General features: G+C 33.7%; 18 protein-coding genes. 10 read left to right on the forward strand and 8 right to left on the reverse strand.

Features of this window, described 5'->3' with window-relative positions:
- The first annotated feature begins 50 nt into the window (after positions 1–50).
- Positions 51–491, forward strand: coding sequence for a hypothetical protein (locus QLS65_RS05890; protein ID WP_282712313.1), 441 nt, complete (start codon positions 51–53; stop codon positions 489–491).
- A gap of 138 nt (positions 492–629) precedes the next feature.
- On the opposite strand, the gene QLS65_RS05895 is transcribed toward QLS65_RS05890, so the two are convergent.
- From QLS65_RS05895 to QLS65_RS05925, 7 genes are all read right to left on the reverse strand, one after another.
- Entirely contained in the window at positions 630–1,871 is a 1,242-nt protein-coding gene (locus QLS65_RS05895) for a peptidylprolyl isomerase (RefSeq protein WP_282712314.1), read from the reverse strand.
- Between the two features lie 36 nt (positions 1,872–1,907).
- Entirely contained in the window at positions 1,908–3,035 is a 1,128-nt protein-coding gene (locus tag QLS65_RS05900; RefSeq protein WP_282712316.1) for a peptidylprolyl isomerase, read from the reverse strand.
- Positions 3,036–3,047: 12 nt separating this feature from the next.
- A complete protein-coding gene (gene gldI / locus QLS65_RS05905; protein WP_282712317.1) occupies positions 3,048–3,701 on the reverse strand; it encodes a gliding motility-associated peptidyl-prolyl isomerase GldI in 654 nt (217 codons plus the stop codon).
- Positions 3,702–3,704: 3 nt separating this feature from the next.
- On the reverse strand, positions 3,705–4,709 hold the full coding sequence (locus QLS65_RS05910) for a DHH family phosphoesterase (RefSeq protein WP_282712318.1): 1,005 nt from the start codon (positions 4,707–4,709) through the stop codon (positions 3,705–3,707).
- Positions 4,710–4,884: 175 nt separating this feature from the next.
- Positions 4,885–6,360 carry a rhomboid family intramembrane serine protease gene (locus QLS65_RS05915; protein WP_282712319.1) on the reverse strand — a complete coding sequence of 492 codons (1,476 nt, stop codon included), beginning with the start codon at positions 6,358–6,360 and terminating at the stop codon, positions 4,885–4,887.
- 81 nt (positions 6,361–6,441) lie between these two features.
- Entirely contained in the window at positions 6,442–7,719 is a 1,278-nt protein-coding gene (locus tag QLS65_RS05920) for a voltage-gated chloride channel family protein (RefSeq protein WP_282715926.1), read from the reverse strand.
- A gap of 34 nt (positions 7,720–7,753) precedes the next feature.
- Complete coding sequence (locus tag QLS65_RS05925; RefSeq protein WP_099714710.1) at positions 7,754–8,164, reverse strand: RidA family protein; 411 nt, start codon at positions 8,162–8,164, stop codon at positions 7,754–7,756.
- Between the two features lie 283 nt (positions 8,165–8,447).
- On the opposite strand from QLS65_RS05925, the gene QLS65_RS05930 reads away from it, so the two are divergent.
- On the forward strand, positions 8,448–9,116 hold the full coding sequence (locus tag QLS65_RS05930) for a hypothetical protein (RefSeq protein ID WP_282712321.1): 669 nt from the start codon (positions 8,448–8,450) through the stop codon (positions 9,114–9,116).
- Between the two features lie 18 nt (positions 9,117–9,134).
- Here QLS65_RS05930 and QLS65_RS05935 read toward each other — a convergent pair whose 3' ends face one another.
- Positions 9,135–9,662 carry a hypothetical protein gene (locus QLS65_RS05935; protein WP_282712322.1) on the reverse strand — a complete coding sequence of 176 codons (528 nt, stop codon included), beginning with the start codon at positions 9,660–9,662 and terminating at the stop codon, positions 9,135–9,137.
- A 188-nt stretch (positions 9,663–9,850) separates the two neighbouring features.
- Between QLS65_RS05935 and guaA the strand changes: the two genes are divergently transcribed.
- The 8 genes from guaA to mnmA all read left to right on the forward strand — a co-directional run bounded on the left by guaA (position 9,851) and on the right by mnmA (position 19,968).
- Complete coding sequence (gene guaA, locus QLS65_RS05940) at positions 9,851–11,380, forward strand: glutamine-hydrolyzing GMP synthase (RefSeq protein WP_282715929.1); 1,530 nt, start codon at positions 9,851–9,853, stop codon at positions 11,378–11,380.
- Positions 11,381–11,509: 129 nt separating this feature from the next.
- Positions 11,510–13,456, forward strand: a complete 1,947-nt coding sequence (locus QLS65_RS05945) for a LysM peptidoglycan-binding domain-containing protein (RefSeq protein ID WP_282715931.1) — start codon at positions 11,510–11,512, stop codon at positions 13,454–13,456.
- On the forward strand, positions 13,456–13,857 hold the full coding sequence (locus QLS65_RS05950; protein ID WP_282712326.1) for an OsmC family protein: 402 nt from the start codon (positions 13,456–13,458) through the stop codon (positions 13,855–13,857). The genes QLS65_RS05945 and QLS65_RS05950 overlap by 1 nt, the downstream gene beginning before the upstream one ends.
- Before the next feature lie 83 nt (positions 13,858–13,940).
- Positions 13,941–14,174 (forward strand): DUF3820 family protein, encoded by a 234-nt coding sequence (locus QLS65_RS05955; RefSeq protein WP_099714715.1) that lies wholly within the window; start codon positions 13,941–13,943, stop codon positions 14,172–14,174.
- Positions 14,175–14,326: 152 nt separating this feature from the next.
- On the forward strand, positions 14,327–15,940 hold the full coding sequence (pyrG, locus tag QLS65_RS05960) for a CTP synthase (protein WP_121342579.1): 1,614 nt from the start codon (positions 14,327–14,329) through the stop codon (positions 15,938–15,940).
- 62 nt (positions 15,941–16,002) lie between these two features.
- Positions 16,003–17,907 (forward strand): membrane protein insertase YidC, encoded by a 1,905-nt coding sequence (gene yidC, locus QLS65_RS05965; RefSeq protein WP_282715933.1) that lies wholly within the window; start codon positions 16,003–16,005, stop codon positions 17,905–17,907.
- Between the two features lie 87 nt (positions 17,908–17,994).
- The gene (locus QLS65_RS05970; RefSeq protein WP_282712329.1) at positions 17,995–18,708 is read left to right on the forward strand and encodes a toxin-antitoxin system YwqK family antitoxin; all 714 of its coding nucleotides are present in this window, start codon (positions 17,995–17,997) and stop codon (positions 18,706–18,708) included.
- 72 nt (positions 18,709–18,780) lie between these two features.
- Positions 18,781–19,968, forward strand: coding sequence for a tRNA 2-thiouridine(34) synthase MnmA (gene mnmA / locus QLS65_RS05975; protein ID WP_282715935.1), 1,188 nt, complete (start codon positions 18,781–18,783; stop codon positions 19,966–19,968).
- Positions 19,969–20,060: the final 92 nt, after the last annotated feature.

The raw sequence follows: 20,060 nt of genomic DNA on the forward strand, positions 1-20,060 counted from the left end.
TAGTGGACTTTGCGAAAAACTTTGCGAACTTTACGGTCAAATAAATGAATATGAAAATAAATCCAAAAAACGGAATTGATAAACTCATTTTCGGAATGAAACAAAATGATGTTACCGGTATTTACGGGAAACCAGACAGGAATTACAAGGACGAGGATGATAATGTGATTTTTGCCTACAACAAACTAAAAATGCGTTTGACTTTCTATGTGGAGGAAGAATTCAAATTGGGTTATATCGTTGCTTCGAGTCCTGAAATGGAGTTGTTTGGTAATAAAATTATCAATAGAAAAATCAGTGATGTCAAAAAAGATTTGGTAGCCAAGGGAATCACTAAATTCACACAAGAGGAATTCGACACGTTTGAAAACTATTTCAATGAGGAAAACTGGATTATTTTTCAAACGGAATTTGATGAAGTGGTGAAATTTGAGATTGGTGCAATTATCAATCAAAAAGATGAATTTGACTGGAAATTTGGAAAGAAATAATTGAAATGCCGATAACACTGATAAAACGGATTAACACCGATTTCTATTGGTGGGTCAATACGCTTACCAAATAAACTATAAAAATAAACCCGACAGATTTTGAAGTCTGTCGGGTTTTTTATTTGTGATTTTTTTGATTTATTGTTTTGGAGCTACTTGTTTTTCCAGCATTTCTAATTCGAAAACAAGTGTTGTATTAGGTGGAATAACGCTACCGGCGCCTCTTTCTCCATACGCCAGATTTGACGGGATGAAAACGACTGCTTTGTCTCCAAAGGACATGTTCTCTAAACCTTCAATAAATCCTGGAATCATACCGTCTTTTTTTCCGGCTTCAAAAGGGAATGCCTGATATCCGTTTTGTGAGGCACGGTTTGCATCATATTTTCCGTAGTTTTTACAAACGTCTTCATAACTGCTGTCAAAAAGGGTTCCATCTTCAAAATAACCGGCATAGTGGAAATAAAATGTAGTTCCGTTAGCAGGTTTTACGCCTGTTCCTTTTTGTGTTATTTTGTATGCTAATCCTGATGGAGTAGTGGTTGCTGTTGCTTTTGTAGCGGCTAAATACGTTTTTTTTGCAGCTACTACTGGACCGTATTTTTCAGTGTATGCTTTTTTGGCTTCGGTTTCAATTGCAGCTTGTTTTGCTTTGTTTTCAGCGTTGATTGCATCCTGTTTCTTTTGATCTTCAGATTTATTGTTGAAATAATCCGAGAACACTTTTGGGGCATCAAATTTCTTGGCTAAAACGCCTTTTCTAACGATAGTAACTTTAGTAATCACATCATTTGCAGCAATAGAGTTCACCACATTCATTCCCTCAGTAACATGACCAAAAACAGTATGTTTACCGTCTAACCAAGGCGTTTCTTTATGGGTAATGAAAAACTGGCTTCCATTGGTAGTTGGTCCGGAATTAGCCATAGATAGTATACCTGGTTTGTTGTGTTTTAAGTCGGTAATTTCATCCTTGAACGCGTAACCCGGTCCACCAGACCCGTTTCCAGAGGGATCTCCTCCTTGAATCATGAAGTCTTTAATCACACGGTGAAACTTTAAACCATCAAAAAATGGTTTTCCTTTTAGTTTTTCATTGGTTACAAAAGTATTTTTACCTTCAGCAAGCGCAATAAAGTTAGCTACGGTAACCGGAGTTTTTTTGTATGCTAATTCAAGCACAATATCTCCTTTGTTTGTGGAAATTGTTGCAAAAATTCCTTCGATTACTGCTGGTGCTTTTACTACTGGTTTCACTGCTGGTTTCACAGCAGCTTTTGCTGTTGTCAAAGGTTTTTTTACCGGAGCAGTTTTCTTTGTAGTTTGAGAATGCAGGTTTAACATTCCCACAAATAATAAAAACAGAATTTTAAATTTCATTTTTTAAGTATTTTAAGGTCTAACTTTTTTAATCGGTTATTGTTGAGGCATTGTTTCCAATAATTCAATTTCGAAAATGATATTGGCACCCGGAGGAATTACTCCACCAGCTCCCGCTTCACCATATCCTAATCGAGATGGGATAAAAAGGATCGCTTTATCTCCAAAAGATAATTGCTCCAATCCTTCAATGAAACCAGGAATCATGCCATCTTTTCTTCCGAATTGAAAAGGGATGGGTTGGTACCCATTTTGAGCCGCTCTGTTTTCGTCGTATTTACCAAAAGTTTTAGAAACACTTTCTACACTGGCATCAAATAATTCTCCGTCTTCCAGAAAACCAGCATAGTGTATAAAAACATTAGCACCATTAGCAGGTTTTTTGCCGCCGCCTTTCTTAGTGATTACGTATTGCAATCCTGTAGGTGTTTTTGTTGCTTTTGCTTTTAAAGTAGCAAAATAAGCAATTTTTTGCTCACGAACTTCTTTGTATTTAGCGTCGTAGATTTTTTTGTTTTCAGCATCAATCGCTGCTTTTTTCTTTTGATTTTCAGATTCTACTGAAAAATAATCATTGAATGTTTTTACGGCATTAAACTTTTTGGCCGCTTCACCGTTTCTGATGATGGTAACTTTAGTAATGTAATCATTTTGTACAATCTTGTTCACAACATCCATTCCTTTGTCTACCACATGACCAAAAATAGTATGCTTTCCGTCTAACCAAGGTGTAGCAAGATGCGTGATGAAAAACTGACTGCTATTAGTTGTAGGTCCGTTATTGGCCATTGCCAAAACACCGCCTTTGTCAAATCTTAAATCTGAAAATTCATCTTTAAATTTATAACCGGTATCTCCTGATCCTGTTCCTAATGGATCTCCGGTTTGAATCATAAATTCCGGAATTACTCGGTGAAATTTTAATCCGTCAAAAAATGGTTTGCCTTTAAGGTTTTCATTGGTAACAAATTCGTTTTTTCCTTCGGCTAAAGCGACATAGTTAGCAACAGTTATAGGTGCTTTTTCGAAATCTAATTGTACAATTATTTCCCCTTTATTGGTTTCTATTTTTGCATATAAACCATCTGGAAAATTGTTGTGCTCTTCTTTACAAGAGTAAAATGAAGCAATAACAAGGAGTGCGAATAGAATCTTTTTTTTCATACGAATTTATTTTTATTGGGTTATAGTGTCTTTGGGTTTTAGTACGGCTTTAGTTTCTGGTTGGATTGGAGCAGGAATTACTTTCAGTGAGGCTTCGCCTTCTTTTTTATACACTGCTTCCGACTTGAAATCTCGTAAAGTTACTGTGCAAATCAAAGGCTGATTGGCACCAATTTTTTTTTCATCACCACGATAACCATATCCCATATTTGAAGGAAAAAGAAAACTCACTTTTTCGTTTTTGCGCATTAATTTAATACCGTCACGCAATCCCATCATGATGTTTTGTTTGTCTACATAATAGATTTGTGGCCTTAATTCCAATTCAGAATAGATAACTGCACCTTTTAAATCTTTTATTTCGTAGTCAAAAAAAGCTACATCACCTTTTTTAGGAGTAAGGGAATCAATGTCATTCTTGGTCACATAAGTATACCAATATCCTTTTTTGGAAGCGATGTATTTTACATTGGGATTGCTTTTAATTAAAGCTTGAATTTGAGTTTCTTCGTTGGCAACCAGTTTTTTATTGCGCGCGATTGATTTCTTCATAAAGCTTCCCGAAGTCTGTGAAATAGGCTTTCTAGCATCCTGATGCTGCTTACAGCTTGAAGCAATTATGGATAAAAAGAATCCAAATGCGATTAACGTACTAAATTTTGACATCTATTATATTTTTAGCGTTGTTACTAAATCTTCAAATTTTCGTATCGTTTCTTCCATCGATACTTCTGATTTTCCACCGGCAGCATTGCGATGTCCTCCACCATTGAAATAATCTCTGGCAAATTGATTGACATCAAAATCGCCTTGTGAACGAAATGAAATCTTGATGATTTTTTCTTCTTTATTTTCGATAAATATAGCAGTAAAAACGATTCCTTTTATACTTAATCCGTAGTTTACAATTCCTTCAGTATCGCCTTTTACATAATTAAAAGCATTTAACTCGTCTTGAGTAAGCGTAGTGTATGCGGTTTTATGTTCCGTTAACACTTTCATGTTTTGAAGCGCTCTTCCCAATAACTGTAATCTTCCATAAGAGTTGTTGTCAAATAATAAGGTTGGAATCTCCGTATTTTCGACACCTAAATCAATTAATTCAGCAATAATTCGATGGGTTGTTCCTGTTGTTTTTGGGAAACGAAAAGAACCTGAATCAGTAAGAATACCGGTGTAAATACAAGTTCCTATAGTTTTATCAATGTCTTCTTTTTTTCCAAGAAATAAAATAAAGTTATAAATCATTTCACAAGTAGATCCAAACGAGGTGTCTGAATACGTAAATGTGGCATAATCATCTGGTTTTTGATGATGATCAATCATGATAAATGGCGCTTTTAGCTTGGCTAAAACATGTTCCATTTCGCCTACGCGGTGCAAAGCATTAAAATCTAAAGTAAAAATAAGCTCCGCTTCTTCCAGTATTCTAGTACAGTTTTCTTTGTCTTTCTCGTATACTTTTACGGTTTCTGAGCCGGGCATCCATGCCAGAAAATCAGGAAATTCATTGGGAGAAACTACCACAGGATGGTGATTGTTTTTTAATAAAAAATGATATAATCCTAAGGTTGAACCCATAGCATCTCCATCAGGACCACGGTGTGGAATTATTGCAATTTTTTTTGGAGTTGATAATAACAACTGTATTGCTTGTATGTCTTGTATTTTCATAGATTGCGAAATTACATTTTTTTAATGTAATGTTGAAATCATTAACAGGAATTTCACTGATTATTAAAGGCTGTATTTTTTGATTTCTCTTTTCTTCAAAATAGATTCTGGGGTGAAAAGAAATTTATTAGGAATCAATGTCTTAATTTTTTAATTTAGAATTAAATCTTGAAATCTATTTCTTAGCAGTGCTTTTTATTTTAATAATGATTGTATTGATTTCATTATTAAGTTCTGTCATGTTAGCATCATACTTATCAGTGTTTTCGTTTAATTTTTTGTAGGCAAGTCCATAGAATTCCATCCTTAATTCACAATATTCAATTAAAGTTTCGTTTTGTAAGTGTATTGCTTCTGGAAGATATAATTTGTCAAGTTGTTTTAGTAGAATTATATTTTCGTTCCAATAGTAAATGCCTCGGTCTTTAATTTCTGACAATTTATTTTCTTTGCTGTCCCCATAGAAAGTAGTGTAGGATTCCAAAGCCATTTTTTCCATATCTACAAAATCTTGCATTCCTCCTTGATATTCCATGATTTGATAGATATATACTTTTGAGTTTTTACTAAGTGTAAATAAACCTATTGTTAGAATTAGTGTTGTTGATGCGACTATTGTAATTCCAATTTTTCTGTTTTTAACCAATAATGCTAGGATAGAACCAAATACTATTCCCGAAAGTAATCCTCCAATGTGTGCAGCTCCATCAATACCTTCTTTGAAACTGTTGGCAATATTTAAGACAATCAAAGTTCCTATTGTAATCAACAGCGAGCTTTTTGCCTTTTTGTCAATAGTATTAAATAGTATGGACACTAATAGGATACCATACATTCCAAAAATAGCTCCAGATGCACCAGCACTTACAATATCGGTATTGTAATATAAACTTGCTAAGCTTGCTATCAGTCCACAAAAAAGATAAGTCAGCAGGAAATCTCTTTTTTTTAAGTAGGATTCTAATAATAAACCAACGTACGCCATTGCGTAACAATTCATTAGCAAATGAAAAATCCCAATGTGTACAAAACATGCTGAAATCAATCGCCACCAGTTGTTTTCGGTTGTTAGAGGGCCAAAGTTTCCGCCCCAATCAACAATATCTTGTGTTTGTGGTACAAAGATATTGACTCCCGAAAAACTCATTAAAAGAAAAATAAAAATATTTATATTGATGAGAATTGGGGTAATAAAATAATCTTTGGTCGGTATGAATAAGGAGAAAAAAGAATAAAATTGGGTGATACTTCTAGCTTCTGTTATTGCTGATTCCTGTTTTGTTGTTTCAGAATTTATAAAATCCCTCAGTGAACTTTCGTCTAATACTAAAATGGATTCCTCTTTTTTTACTTCATAGAATAAATCCAAAAAAGTATCAATATTCTTTTGATTTCTTCCGCGGTCATAGAGCTGATTTCCATTGCTAAAGCTTGTTATCAAAGGATCGTGATCATCCAAAGTAATGACAATAGTTTCATTCCAAGTGTTTAAATCATTTTTTGATTGGGCTTTTAATCCCTTTTCATCTATTTGAGTTAAGTCCCACTTCAGTTTTTTAATGACTTCAATAGCTATGAAAATAAGCTGCAACTTCGATAAGTTATTCAGTGGAATGTATTGTGAAGAAGTTGAAGGGAGTCCAAAAGCCATTGCCATAAAATTAAATTAATGTAGAATTAAGAACAATACTACAAAAAAATAATTTTAAAAATTAAAAAAAGTGCTTTTGCTTTACAAAAGTTCCATATTTTTTCTTCTTACTTTTTGATACAACTTGTATTTTGCTCCTTTCACTATTTGAACATTATAAATCCCCACCGACCCCGAAGAAAAGTACGCGATGAAACAAGCAATGCCAATAAAAATACCGCTTTCTATCCCGAAAAGTTCCATTCCCATAACGGTACAAGCGATAGGGGTGTGAGTTGCTCCCGAAAAAACGGCTACAAATCCCATTCCTGCTAAAAGTGCGATGGGTAAAGGAACTACAACCGATAAAGCGCTTCCCAATGTGGCACCAACGAAAAATAGTGGAGTCACTTCGCCACCTTTGAATCCTGCTCCGAGTGTAAATCCTGTGAATAGTATTTTTAAAATAAAATCATACGAGGCATTTGGATTAGAAAAGGAATCAATAATCTCAGGAATTCCTAAGCCAATGTATTTTGTAGTTCCAATGTAGTAAATGGTAACGGCAAGAATTATTCCTCCAACGAAAGGTCGAAGCGGAGGAAAGGATATGGTTTTTGAAAATAAATGACCCCAAAAATGAGTGCTTCGAGAAAATAACATGGCTGCTAAACCAAAAAGAATACTCACTGGAATTATCCAAAATAAGGTGGTAAAACTCATTTCGGGGATAATTGGAATACTATAATGGGTATGTTTTACGTGCGAAAACTCAACAGTGAAATAAGCGATATATGCTGTCAAAAAGGACAATGGAATGCTTTTGTAACTGATTTTGCTACAATAAAGAACCTCCAAAGCAAACAAGGCTCCAGACAAAGGAGTTCCAAAAACGGAAGCAAAACCTGCACTTATTCCCAGAATGATTAATGTCTTTCTGTCGGTAGTATCAAGTTTATCTCTCGACTGCGCTCGAGATGATAGTCTTGTGAATTGATCGGCGATGGCACCACCCATTTGTACTGCGGTTCCTTCACGACCCGCTGAACCTCCAAAAAGATGCGTGATTAAGGTGCCAAAAAGTACTAAGGGAGCCATTTTTAAAGGAATTATTTTTTGAGGATTCTCGTATTCTTCCAGCAATAAATTATTGCCTTTAACTACAGATTTACCCCAATAATAATAGAGCAATCCTATTATCAGTCCGCCTATTGGCAAAAGCCAAATCATCCAGTTGTTGTGTTCCCTATATTTTGTAACCCAATCCAGTGCCACTAAAAAAAAGGCAGATGCCGATCCAGAAAAAATCCCTGTCAATACACAAATGAGAATCCATTTGAGTGTGACAAGCATTATTTTTTTAGTATTTTCTAAATTCATTACCTTAATTAGAGAAGTATTTTTTACAAAAGTATTATAATCCTTCCTGAATTAATGGTTTTTCAGAAGCTATAGCTGTAAATTCGATTTCAACTAAATATTCAGGTGCTACGAGTTGATTAATTCCGTAGAAACCAGTGGTTGGTTTTATGTCTTTAAAAAACTTGGCATGAGCAGTTGCAACAGCTTCAAATGTAGAAACGTCAGTAGTAAATATGCGGGTACGAATGACATCTTTCATGCTTACATTCAGGTCTTCCAGAACTTTTTCTACGCGCTCTAAAATGTTTAGTGTTTGGGCATGAGCATCGTCAGCTTTTACTTTTTCACCATCAACAATGGCTACCGTTCCTGATACTTCAATGATGTTTCCAATGCGTACTGCACGGCAATATCCCATTTTGTCTTCCCAAGGTGAACCTGTTAATATGTTTTCTCTTTTCATTTTAATTGTGTTTAGATATTATTTGCATTGTTTAAATGCAATTTTTGGTGTGGCATAATATTTGCAATTTATAAAAAATACTGAAATGAAAAACAGTAATTTTTAATTAAAAACTTCAATTTTTACTGAGAATTGTTAGAATATTTTAGGTTCTAAAAGGCAATAAATTTAAAAATTGAATGTTATAAATGAAAGTTAAATTATGCCATAATTAGTCATTTTATATGATTAGTTTTTTATTTTTAAAATTTTACAAGCACTGATAAATTAATTTAAAAAAGTTATGAAAAGGATTTTATTTTTAATGATTGCAATAAGTATGTCTTTAAGTGGATATGCTCAGAATGAATTTAGTTCAAAATTTACGCCTATTCCACTCAAAAATAATGCACCAAAAGTTAAAAAAGTAACTCCGCCAAAAGCAGAGATTCCTCCTATAAAGACTCCGAATGTATTTAAAAATCCAGAACTTTTAAACCCGAATCCGAGTCCTTCACTTTCGATTACTCCGACCACTAATTTTTCAATGACTCCGAAAAATGAATTTATTAATCCGGGAGATGTTTACAGAGATAAATTAAACAAAAAGGAAGACAATTCTGAAGGTATCGTTTACAGAAAAAATCAAAATTTAGGAAATTTTACAACAAGTTCGCTTACTGCAAAAGTAAGATACAGAGATGCAGCTTATGTCGATGGCGATAAGATTCGTGTGTACTTGAATGATAAAGTCGTTGAATATCAAGTGAATTTAGACAGTAATTTCCAGGGTTTTGAAATAGTACTGGAAAAAGGATTCAACAAAATAGACTTTGAAGCCTTGAATCAAGGAAGTTCTGGTCCAAATACTGCTGAATTTCAGATTTATGATGACAATGGCGGTTTGATTTCGGCCAGTCAATGGAATCTTGGAACTGGTTTTAAAGCAACTATTATTGTTACAAAAGAATAATTTAGCACCGCTGATTTCTTAAAATGGATCAGCGGTAACTCTGAATTTCATATCAGATTTTACACTGATGTCTTGTGTTAAACTTTCTTTGATAACAGCTTTAGTTCTTATTTTGTAAGAAGATGCTTTGATGTATTTGTCTAATTTTTGAGAAGTACACGTTAGATTTATAGTATTTGAAGTCGAATTGATTTCATCTAAATAAGCCAATTCTATTTCGTCATTTGCATCTGTTGAAATGTATAAATGAATCGATTTTAAAAAACTGAATGACTTATTGCTTGGATCTGTGATGGTCAATTTCAACTCACTTAATTTTACATCTTTTACTAATTCAGCTTTGGTATTGTTGTTTTCAAAAGTGGAACTCGAGTTTGTCGTGACATCTGGAGTAACCACATTAAATGCAGTACCAAGAGGAAATCCACTTTCAATTTTAAAAGTTGTTTGATTGTCTATTGAAAAAGTCAATAAATCATCAATTACATTACAGGAAGTTATTAAAAGCATTACAGTTACTATTGATACATAAATTTTTGTTCTCATTGAAATGTTGTTTTGTCTTTAAATTAATTTTTAGAATGTATAAGTTCACTTACGAAAATTATAGGATTTGGGTTTTTTTTAAGATTATTTTAATTTGCTTTTAGAGGAATAATCCAAGTGATACAAATAAAAAGAATATTTTTCAAAAATCAATTTTTCAATTCAAAATATAAAAAGTATTTTTGCGCATGCAACACAACGTACTTATTTTAGATTTCGGATCGCAATATACACAGCTTATTGCGCGTAGAGTTCGCGAATTAAATATATTCTGCGAAATTTTCCCTTACAATCATTTTCCGAGTGATTTATCATCTTATAAAGCAGTAATTCTTGGAGGAAGCCCTTTTTCTGTTAGAGGAGAAGATGCGCCACATCCTGATTTATCTCAAATTAGAGGAAAACTACCTTTGTTAGCCGTTTGTTACGGAGCACAATATTTATCTCATTTTAGTGGAGGTGAAGTAGCAGCTTCAAACACTAGGGAATATGGTAGAGCTAATTTGTCTTTCATAAAAGAGAATGAAGTTTTCTTTGAAGGTGTTTCTGAGAACAGCCAAGTTTGGATGAGCCATAGTGATAGTATTAAGGCTTTGCCAACTGATGGTGTGAAAATTGCAAGTACACATGATGTGGAATTTGCAGCGTATAGAATTGAAGGAGAAACCACTTATGCAATTCAATACCACCCTGAAGTTTTCCATTCTACGGATGGATCAAAAATGCTGGAAAACTTTTTAGTAAAAATAGCAGAAGTTCCTCAAAATTTTACGCCAAATGCTTTTGTTGAAGAAATGGTGGCAGAATTAAAAGAAAAATTACAAGACGATAAAGTAGTTCTTGGTCTTTCTGGTGGAGTAGATTCTACAGTAGCGGCAGTTTTATTGCATCAAGCTATTGGGAAAAACTTGTACTGTATTTTTGTAAATAATGGGTTGCTTCGTAAAAACGAATTCCAAAACGTATTAGATCAATACAAAGGAATGGGTTTAAACGTAAAAGGAGTAGATGCCGGAGATCGTTTCTTATCTGAATTAGCAGGTGTAAGTGACCCGGAAACCAAACGTAAAATTATTGGACGTGTATTTATCGAGGTTTTCGATGATGAATCACACCTTATAGAAGATGTAAAATGGTTAGCACAAGGAACAATTTATCCTGACGTTATTGAATCAGTTTCGGTAAAAGGACCTTCGGCGACTATTAAATCACACCATAATGTAGGAGGTTTGCCTGATTACATGAAATTAAAAATTGTGGAGCCTTTGCGTATGCTTTTTAAAGATGAAGTGCGCAGAGTAGGAGCTTCATTAGGAATTGACCCAGAATTATTAGGAAGACACCCTTTCCCAGGACCAGGATTGTCTATTAGAATTTTAGGAGATATCACGCCGGAGAAAGTTAGAATTTTACAAGAAGTAGATTCTGTTTTTATCGAAGGATTGAAATCTTGGGGATTATACGACAAAGTTTGGCAGGCAGGAGCAATTTTGCTTCCGGTTAATAGTGTAGGTGTAATGGGCGATGAGCGTACTTATGAAAAAGTGATTGCGCTTCGTGCAGTAGAATCTACGGATGGTATGACCGCTGACTGGGTACATTTACCGTATGATTTCTTGATGAAAGTATCTAATGATATCATCAATAAAGTAAAAGGAGTCAATAGAGTGGTATATGACATTAGTTCAAAACCGCCAGCAACTATTGAGTGGGAATAATAATTTAGATTGTAATCTAATCTTTTGAACATCATTGTTTTTAATGTTCTCTATAAAACGGTATCAGATTTTTGGAATAAAATTTGATACCGTTCCGTTATTAATTATTGAATAATTTTATAAATAAAAATGATGAAATATTTTTTTGCGATTTGTATAACGGTTTTGTTTTTTAATTACAGCGTTTTTTCACAAGAAAAAACGACTACGCACAAAGTAGAGAAAGGAGAGACAATCAGTCAGATTGCAATAAAATACAGCGTTACTCCGTATGATATTTACCAATTAAATCCAGATGCACTAAGTGGTTTAAAACCCAATAGTGTTTTGCTGATTCCAAAAAACAACGGAAAACAAAAAGTAGCGGTTCAAAATAAGTCAGTTGCGAAAACGGTAACCCATGAAGTAGCACCAAAAGAAACTTTGTATGGAATCGAAAAAAAATATGGTGTTTCTGACGAAGCGTTAAAACAAGCAAATCCTTTTTTGGAAAAAGATGGATTACAAATTGGTCAAACCCTTACTATTCCTTCTGGCATTGGACAAAAAAATACTACTCCAGTGCAAACAAAAGTAGTGTATCATGATGTTCTTCCAAAAGAAACCAAATATTCTATTGCCAAGAAATATGGCATTACCATTGAAGAATTAGAGAAAAAAAATCCTGATATAGTTTCGAATTTGCCTGTTGGGTATAAATTAATTATCAAAGGAAATGCTCCAAAAGTAGATAAAACTGCACCGACGGTTGAAGCTAAAAAAGAAATTGTAAAAGCCAGTCCCGAAAAAGTTTCTACTGCAGTCAATTATTTGAATTATACGGTAAAACCAAAAGAAACACTTTATAGTTTGTCAAAAATGGCAGGAATGAGTCAGGAAGGATTAATTGCTCTTAATCCTGCTTTATCTCAAGGTCAAGGTGTTGTGGAAGGTATGATTTTGAAATTTCCGGCAACGATTAGTATCCCACAAGAAACTAAAAAAGAATACGCTGTAATCTCAAAGAAAAGTAACGGTAGAAAGAAATTAGTGCTGCTTTTGCCTTTCAATATTTCAAAAATTGAAGGCGATACGGTCAATTCGACTGCAATGCGCTTGAAAAAAGATAAATTCTTGAACATGACTTTGGATTTTTATGCAGGAGCTTTGGTGGCGATTGATTCTGCTAAACAACTAGGACTTGCTATAGATGTGAGTGTGTTTGATTCTCAAGAAACTAAAAATACCTCTAATGTTGCTGGAATAATCAAAGAAAATAATCTGGAAAATTCAGACGCTATCATTGGACCTTTCTATCAAAATAATGTGGAGAGAACAGCTGAACTATTAAATGCAAATCAAGTGCCGGTGATTTCTCCTTTATCAAAAGATACAGGTAATTCGTTTAGCAATATGCTTCAAACGATTCCTACTGCCATAGCTGTTAAAAATGCGATGTTCGATTTCATGAGAGCAAAAAATGGGAATATTATAGCGGTAGTAGATAAGAAAAAAGAATCGGTTATACAGTATATTAAAGAAAATCATAAAGATGTAAAATTTTCAACGCTTACTGCAAATGGTGGTGTATCTGCTGAAAATTTGAAAAGTTTATTTGTAAAAGACAGAATAAACTATGTGGTGATGGAAACCGGAAACACTGGAATGATTAAATCAACAATGGCGACTATGTTAGGTGCTATGGCTGCTTATAAAGTGCAATTGGTTATTTTGGAACCAAATGAAACATTAGACACGGATGAGATTAGTTTTGTGAATTTAACAAAATTGAAATTAATGTATCCTTCTGTTACTCGTGAAAACGAATCTCCTGAAGCTTTAGTTTTTGAAAAAGAATTTAAAAAGAAAAACAAAATTTATCCTAGTGCATTTGCAACTCGAGGTTTTGATATTACTTTTGATACCATGATGCGATTGTCACAAGACAAGAAATATCAAGAAACGATTGAAACTACAGCTACGGAGCAAGTAGATAATAAGTTCGAATTTTACAAAAAAGAAGATGGTGGCTATATTAATAAAGGAGTGTACATCTTGTATTATGACACTGATTTAACTATAAAACAAGCAAACTAATGACATCAAAAGTGACATATTTAGGGGATTTAAGAACCTCTTCCATTCATTTACAATCAGGAAATGAAATTATTTCAGATGCTCCAGTAGACAATAATGGAAAAGGCGAGGCTTTTTCTCCAACGGATACCGTAGCCAATGCTTTGGCAAGTTGTATGATGACGGTTATGGGGATAAAAGCACGTGATTTAGAAGTTGATTTGAAAGGCTCCACCGCTGAAGTTACTAAAATCATGAATGCCGAACCAAGACGCATTGGTGCAATCGAAATTACTTTTGAAATGTATGGAGATGCGGATCAAAAGAATAAAACTATTTTGGAAAGAGTTGCCATGACTTGTCCTGTTTTTCTGAGTTTAAATAGTGAAATCGAAAAGCGTATTATTTTTAACTGGAAATAAAGAGGTTTGAGGAGCAAGAGGTAAGAAACAAGAAGTATTAATAGTTCTTGTTTCTTATCTCTTGCTTCTTTTTTATTAAAAAAATGGATCAAAATCAAAAACAACTCATCAAACTTGCTCATACTAAAATGCCTTTTGGTAAATACGAAGGAAAGTATCTTATTGACTTGCCTGAATATTATGTGGTTTGGTACAGCAATAAAGGATTTCCGAAAGGCGAGTTAGGGCAGCAGCTTCAACTGATTTATGAACTAAAATTGAACGGATTAGAGGAATTGATACGAAATATTAAAAAAAGATACCCGAAACCACTTTAATTTATGAATTCAATAATGTTCTGAATTTTAAATTAGAACGTTTACCAATTCTTAAATTTCCAAATTATCTCATTTTCAAATTAGCTTTTTCTCAATTTATAATTGTATTTTTGCCAAGTTTTTTACACAACTACAACACAAACAACAACAGAATGAATCAAACGAAATATATTTTTGTCACTGGCGGTGTGACTTCTTCTCTGGGGAAAGGAATCATAGCAGCATCTTTGGCAAAATTGTTACAAGCCAGAGGGTATCGTACAACTATCCAAAAGTTTGACCCTTATATTAATGTAGATCCAGGAACATTAAATCCTTATGAACATGGGGAATGTTATGTTACTGATGATGGAGCAGAAACAGATTTAGATTTAGGACATTACGAGCGTTTCTTGAATGTTCCTACTTCTCAGGCGAATAATGTTACTACTGGAAGAATTTATCTTTCGGTTATTGAAAAAGAAAGAAGAGGAGAATTTCTTGGTAAAACGGTACAAGTTGTACCTCATATTACCAATGAAATTAAAGATAGAATGCAATTGCTTGGTAAATCAGGTGATTATGATATTGTAATTACGGAGATTGGTGGAACGGTAGGAGATATTGAATCTTTGCCTTACATAGAATCCGTTCGTCAATTGGTTTGGGAATTAGGGGAACACAACGGAATTGTGATTCATCTTACTTTGGTGCCTTATTTGGCTGCCGCAGGAGAATTAAAGACTAAACCAACACAGCATTCCGTTAAAACTTTGATGGAAAGCGGTATTAAAGCGGACATTTTAGTTTGTAGAACAGAGCATGAAATTTCTGAAGAATTAAGAAATAAATTGGCCTTATTTTGTAATGTAAAAAGAGAAGCTGTTATTCAGTCTATTGATGCTTCGACTATTTATGAAGTGCCAAATTTAATGCTGGAAGAAGGACTTGATGTAGTTGCATTAAAGAAACTAGATTTACCTAAAAAAGCGGCTCCGGATTTGAAAAACTGGAATACTTTTTTACGCAGATTGAAGCATCCAAAGCATGTTGTAAACATTGGTTTGATTGGTAAATATGTTGAAATGCAAGATTGTTACAAATCTATTTTGGAAGCATTCATTCACTCAGGTGCAGCAAATGAAACCAAAGTAAATGTGATTTCTATTCATTCAGAACACATTGACGCAACAAACATAAACGAGAAATTAGCCGGTTTAGACGGAATTCTTGTTGCTCCTGGTTTTGGAGAAAGAGGAATTGAAGGAAAAATCGAAGCTGTTCGTTATGCCCGTGAAAATAAAGTACCGTTTTTCGGAATTTGTTTGGGTATGCAGATGGCAATTATCGAATATTCAAGAAATATTGTAGGATATGCTGATGCAAATTCTACTGAAATGAACGAGCATACTTCCCATCCGGTTGTAAACCTTATGGAAGAGCAAAAAACGATTACAGATAAAGGCGGAACAATGCGTCTTGGTGCATGGAAATGTGATATCAAACAAGATTCATTGGCATATAAAATTTACGGGAAAGAGACTATTTCGGAACGTCACCGTCACCGTTATGAGTACAACAGTAATTATGTAGCGCAATTGCAAAATGCAGGACTAATTGCTTCGGGTGTGAATCCAGATACAGGATTGGTTGAGATTATAGAAATAGAAAATCATCCATTTTTCATTGGGGTACAATACCATCCGGAATACAAAAGTACGGTAGCGAATCCGCATCCTATTTTTGTGAATTTTGTAGCAGCAGCGGTTCAGGCAAAGAAAAAATAACTGGAAATGATTTGGTTCCAATAAACGGTACACTTTAAACTTTTAAACTTTTTTTAATTATAATGGAACAAAAAAAATTTGATCTCAATTCGATTATAGGTTTTGCATTAATTTTTGGTATTTTGGTTTGGATTATGTACCAAAATCAGCCAGATCCTAAAGTGGTTGCCGCTGAGAAAGCCCAAAAAGAGCTTGCAATTAAGCAGGCTAAAGCCAAAGAATTAGAGGCGAAAACTGTTGCAAAAGCTACTATTGCCGTTGCAGCAACCGGAGATTCTACACAATTGGCCCAATTGCAAAAAACATTAGGGAATTTTGCTTATTCTGCTACGCTTCCTTCAGCTACAGCTGGTTTTACAACTATTGAAAACGAATTGGTTAAATTAAAAATTGCCAATAAAGGGGGATTTATTGTTGAAGCTACTTTGAAAAAGTTTGAAAAATTCAAAAAAGGTTCCGGGCAATTAGTTGAATTGATAAAAGACAATAATGCTAATTTAAATGTACAATTGCTAACCAGCGATAACCGTACTTTAAATTCTAAAGACTTGTATTTTGAGCCTACTTTGACAAAAGTTGGAGCAGATCAAGTGTTGTCCATGAAATTAAAAGCGGGAGCTAATGAATTCTTGGAATACAAATACATATTAAAACCAAACGATTACATGATTGGTTTTGATATTCGTTCTCAAGGATTGAACAAAGTTTTAAATACAGCTAAACCGTTGGATTTAGAATGGAACTTGAAAACCTTTAGAAATGAGAAAAGTGTATCTTACGAAAACCGTTATACTGAAATTTATTTTGAGCATAAAGAAGGAAAAGTTGATTACGCTGGTTTAGGTCAATCAGAAGAATCAGATCTTGAAAAAGCAACTTTCGTAGCTTTCAAACAGCACTTTTTCTCAACGATACTATTGTCAAAAACTCCTTTCGAAACAGCTAAAGTGAAGTCTGATAATTTGGTAAAAGATGATAAAATCGATACCACTTTTACGAAACAATTTAAAGCAAATATCCCATTAGCTTTTGAAAATGGAGAATTAGATCATAAAATGAGTTGGTACTTTGGTCCAACAGATTACAAGACTTTAAGTCATTATGATAAAAATTTAGAAAAAATCATCTCATTAGGTTGGGGAATTTTCGGATGGATCAATAAAATTATTTTTATTCCATTATTCGGATTTTTAAGTACTTATATAGCTTACGGAATTGCTATTATTATTTTTACAATAATTATAAAATTAGCAATGTCGCCTATTACATTCAAATCTTTCTTGTCACAAGCCAAGATGAAAGTATTGCGACCTGAGATTACAGAATTGGGAGAAAAATTCAAAAAAGACCCAATGAAGAAACAACAGGAAACTATGAAATTGTACAATAAAGCAGGAGTAAATCCTATGGCAGGATGTATTCCAGCCTTGATTCAGCTTCCTTTTATGTATGCCTCGTTTCAGTTTTTTCCATCAGCTTTTGAATTAAGACAAAAGAGCTTCCTTTGGGCAGATGATTTATCTTCTTTTGATGAAATAATACGTTTGCCTTTCTATATTCCTTTTTACGGAAATCACATCAGTTTGTTTCCAGTGCTTGCTTCGATTGCTATTTTCTTCTATATGAAAATGACTTCTGGTGACCAACAAATGGCGGCTCCGCAACAAGAAGGAATGCCGGATATGGCGAAGATGATGAAAATCATGATTTATGTATCGCCAATCATGATGTTGTTTTTCTTTAATAGTTATGGTGCGGGATTGAGTTTGTATAACTTTATTTCCAATCTAATTACTATTGGGATTATGATTGTCATCAAAAGATACTTTATCGATAGTGATAAGATTCATGCTCAAATTCAAGAAAATAAATTGAAAGAGCCGAAAAAACAAGGTAAATTCCAGAAAAAACTGCAAGAAGTTATGGAACAAGCTGAAGCTCAAAAAGCACAACAAAAGAAAAAGTAATAAATAAAAAAATCTCGATATATTTCGGGATTTTTTTATTTACATATAATTTAAGCGATCCAAATTCGTTATTATAAAAAAGTAATTATGAAGACATTTTGTAAAAAAGGACTGTTAGTTTTAATGTTTTTGAATGTGTTCTCTTTTTATGCACAAACAGATTTCAATAAGCTAGATGATAAAGGGAAAAAGCACGGAGTATGGAAAGGGTTTTATGAGGAATCAAAAAGACCCAGATATGAAGGGACTTTTGATCACGGAAAAGAAATTGGAGTTTTTAATTTTTACGATGATACCAAAGCTAAATCCATAATTGCCACAAGGGAATTTAATGCAAAAGACAATTCAGCGTATACCATTTTCTATGACCAGAATAAGAATAAAGTAAGTGAGGGTAAAGTGGTTAATAAATTATTTGAAGGACAATGGAAGTACTACCATCAAGCTTCAAAAAATATTATGACTACAGAAAATTACGTAAATGGAAAGTTGGAAGGGTTGCGAACCGTTTTTTATATCAGTGGAAAGATAGCAGAAGAAATCAGTTATAAAAACAATTTGAAAAACGGTTTTTATAAAAAATATACTGAAAAAGGAATTGTATTGGAAGAGTCAATTTTTAAGAATAACATCTATAGTGGTTTAGCAATTTTTAGCGATACAAATGGTAATGTAGTTTCTAAAGGGCAGTTCGTAAATGGTAAAAAATCCGGAATTTGGCAGTTTTTTGAAAAAGGGAAATTAGTAAAAGAAACGAATATGAGTTTTCCGGAGAATGCAACAAAATCCAAAAATAATTAACTTTATAGTTAACAAATACTGTTGTAAATCTTTTGTAACTTTGCATCCTTGTAAAATTATAATTTTTTGAAGATGAAGCGTGTTGTTGTAGGACTTTCTGGAGGTGTAGATTCAAGTGTTGCTGCTTATTTATTGCAACAACAAGGGTATGAAGTCATAGGTCTTTTTATGAAAAATTGGCATGATGATTCGGTTACTATTTCTAATGAATGTCCGTGGCTTGAAGACAGTAATGATGCTTTATTAGTTGCTGAAAAGTTAGGAATTCCTTTCCAAACAGTTGATTTGAGTGAAGAATACAAAGAGAAAATCGTGGACTATATGTTCAACGAATATGAAAAAGGACGCACTCCAAATCCTGATGTGCTTTGTAACCGCGAAATAAAATTTGATGTTTTCATGAAAATCGCTTTAAGTCTTGGTGCCGATTATGTGGCTACCGGACATTATTGCCAAAAAAGTGAAATCGAAGTAAACGGAAAAACGGTTTATCAACTGAAAGCCGGTGCTGATACTAATAAAGATCAATCGTATTTTTTGTGTCAATTATCTCAAGAGCAATTGGCAAAATCATTATTTCCTATTGGCGAATTGACAAAACCGGAAGTTCGTGAAATAGCGGCTCAAATGGATTTGATTACTGCCGAAAAGAAAGATTCGCAAGGATTATGCTTTATTGGAAAAGTACGTTTGCCGGAGTTTTTACAACAAAAATTGCAACCAAAAGACGGAATTATAATTCAAATTGATAAAAACGATCCTGTTTACAGTTTTGAAAAAGACACTGAATTAGCTTTGGAAGAGAGTTTGATGTCTGATGCACGAAAGATTCCGTACACTCCAAACATGGGTAAAGTAGTGGGAAAACATCAAGGTGCTCATTATTTCACCATTGGACAACGTAAAGGACTAAATGTTGGAGGAACAACTGATCCGTTGTTTATTATTGCCACTAATGTGGAAACCAATACTATTTATACTGGATTGACCAGCCAACATCCTGGATTATTCAAGAGCGCCTTATTTATAGAAAAAAATGAAGTGCATTGGATTCGTGAAGATTTGTCTTTGGCCAATGGAGCAACTATGCAAGTAATGGCTAGAATCCGATACAGACAACCTTTGCAGAGTGCTACCTTGCATCAATTTGAAAACGGAATGTACGTTGCCTTTGACGAACCACAATCTGCAATAACAGAAGGGCAATTTGTGGCCTGGTATTTAGGGGAAGAATTAGTTGGTTCGGGAGTAATTTCTTAGTTTAGTACTTTATTTATAAAAAGCTCTAAAAACAAATGTTTTTCTGGGATTAAAACATCCTGAAAATCAATAATAATGATTCAATCCCAGCG

This window comes from Flavobacterium algoritolerans (assembly GCF_030010385.1).
Taxonomy (GTDB): Bacteria; Bacteroidota; Bacteroidia; order Flavobacteriales; family Flavobacteriaceae; genus Flavobacterium; species Flavobacterium algoritolerans.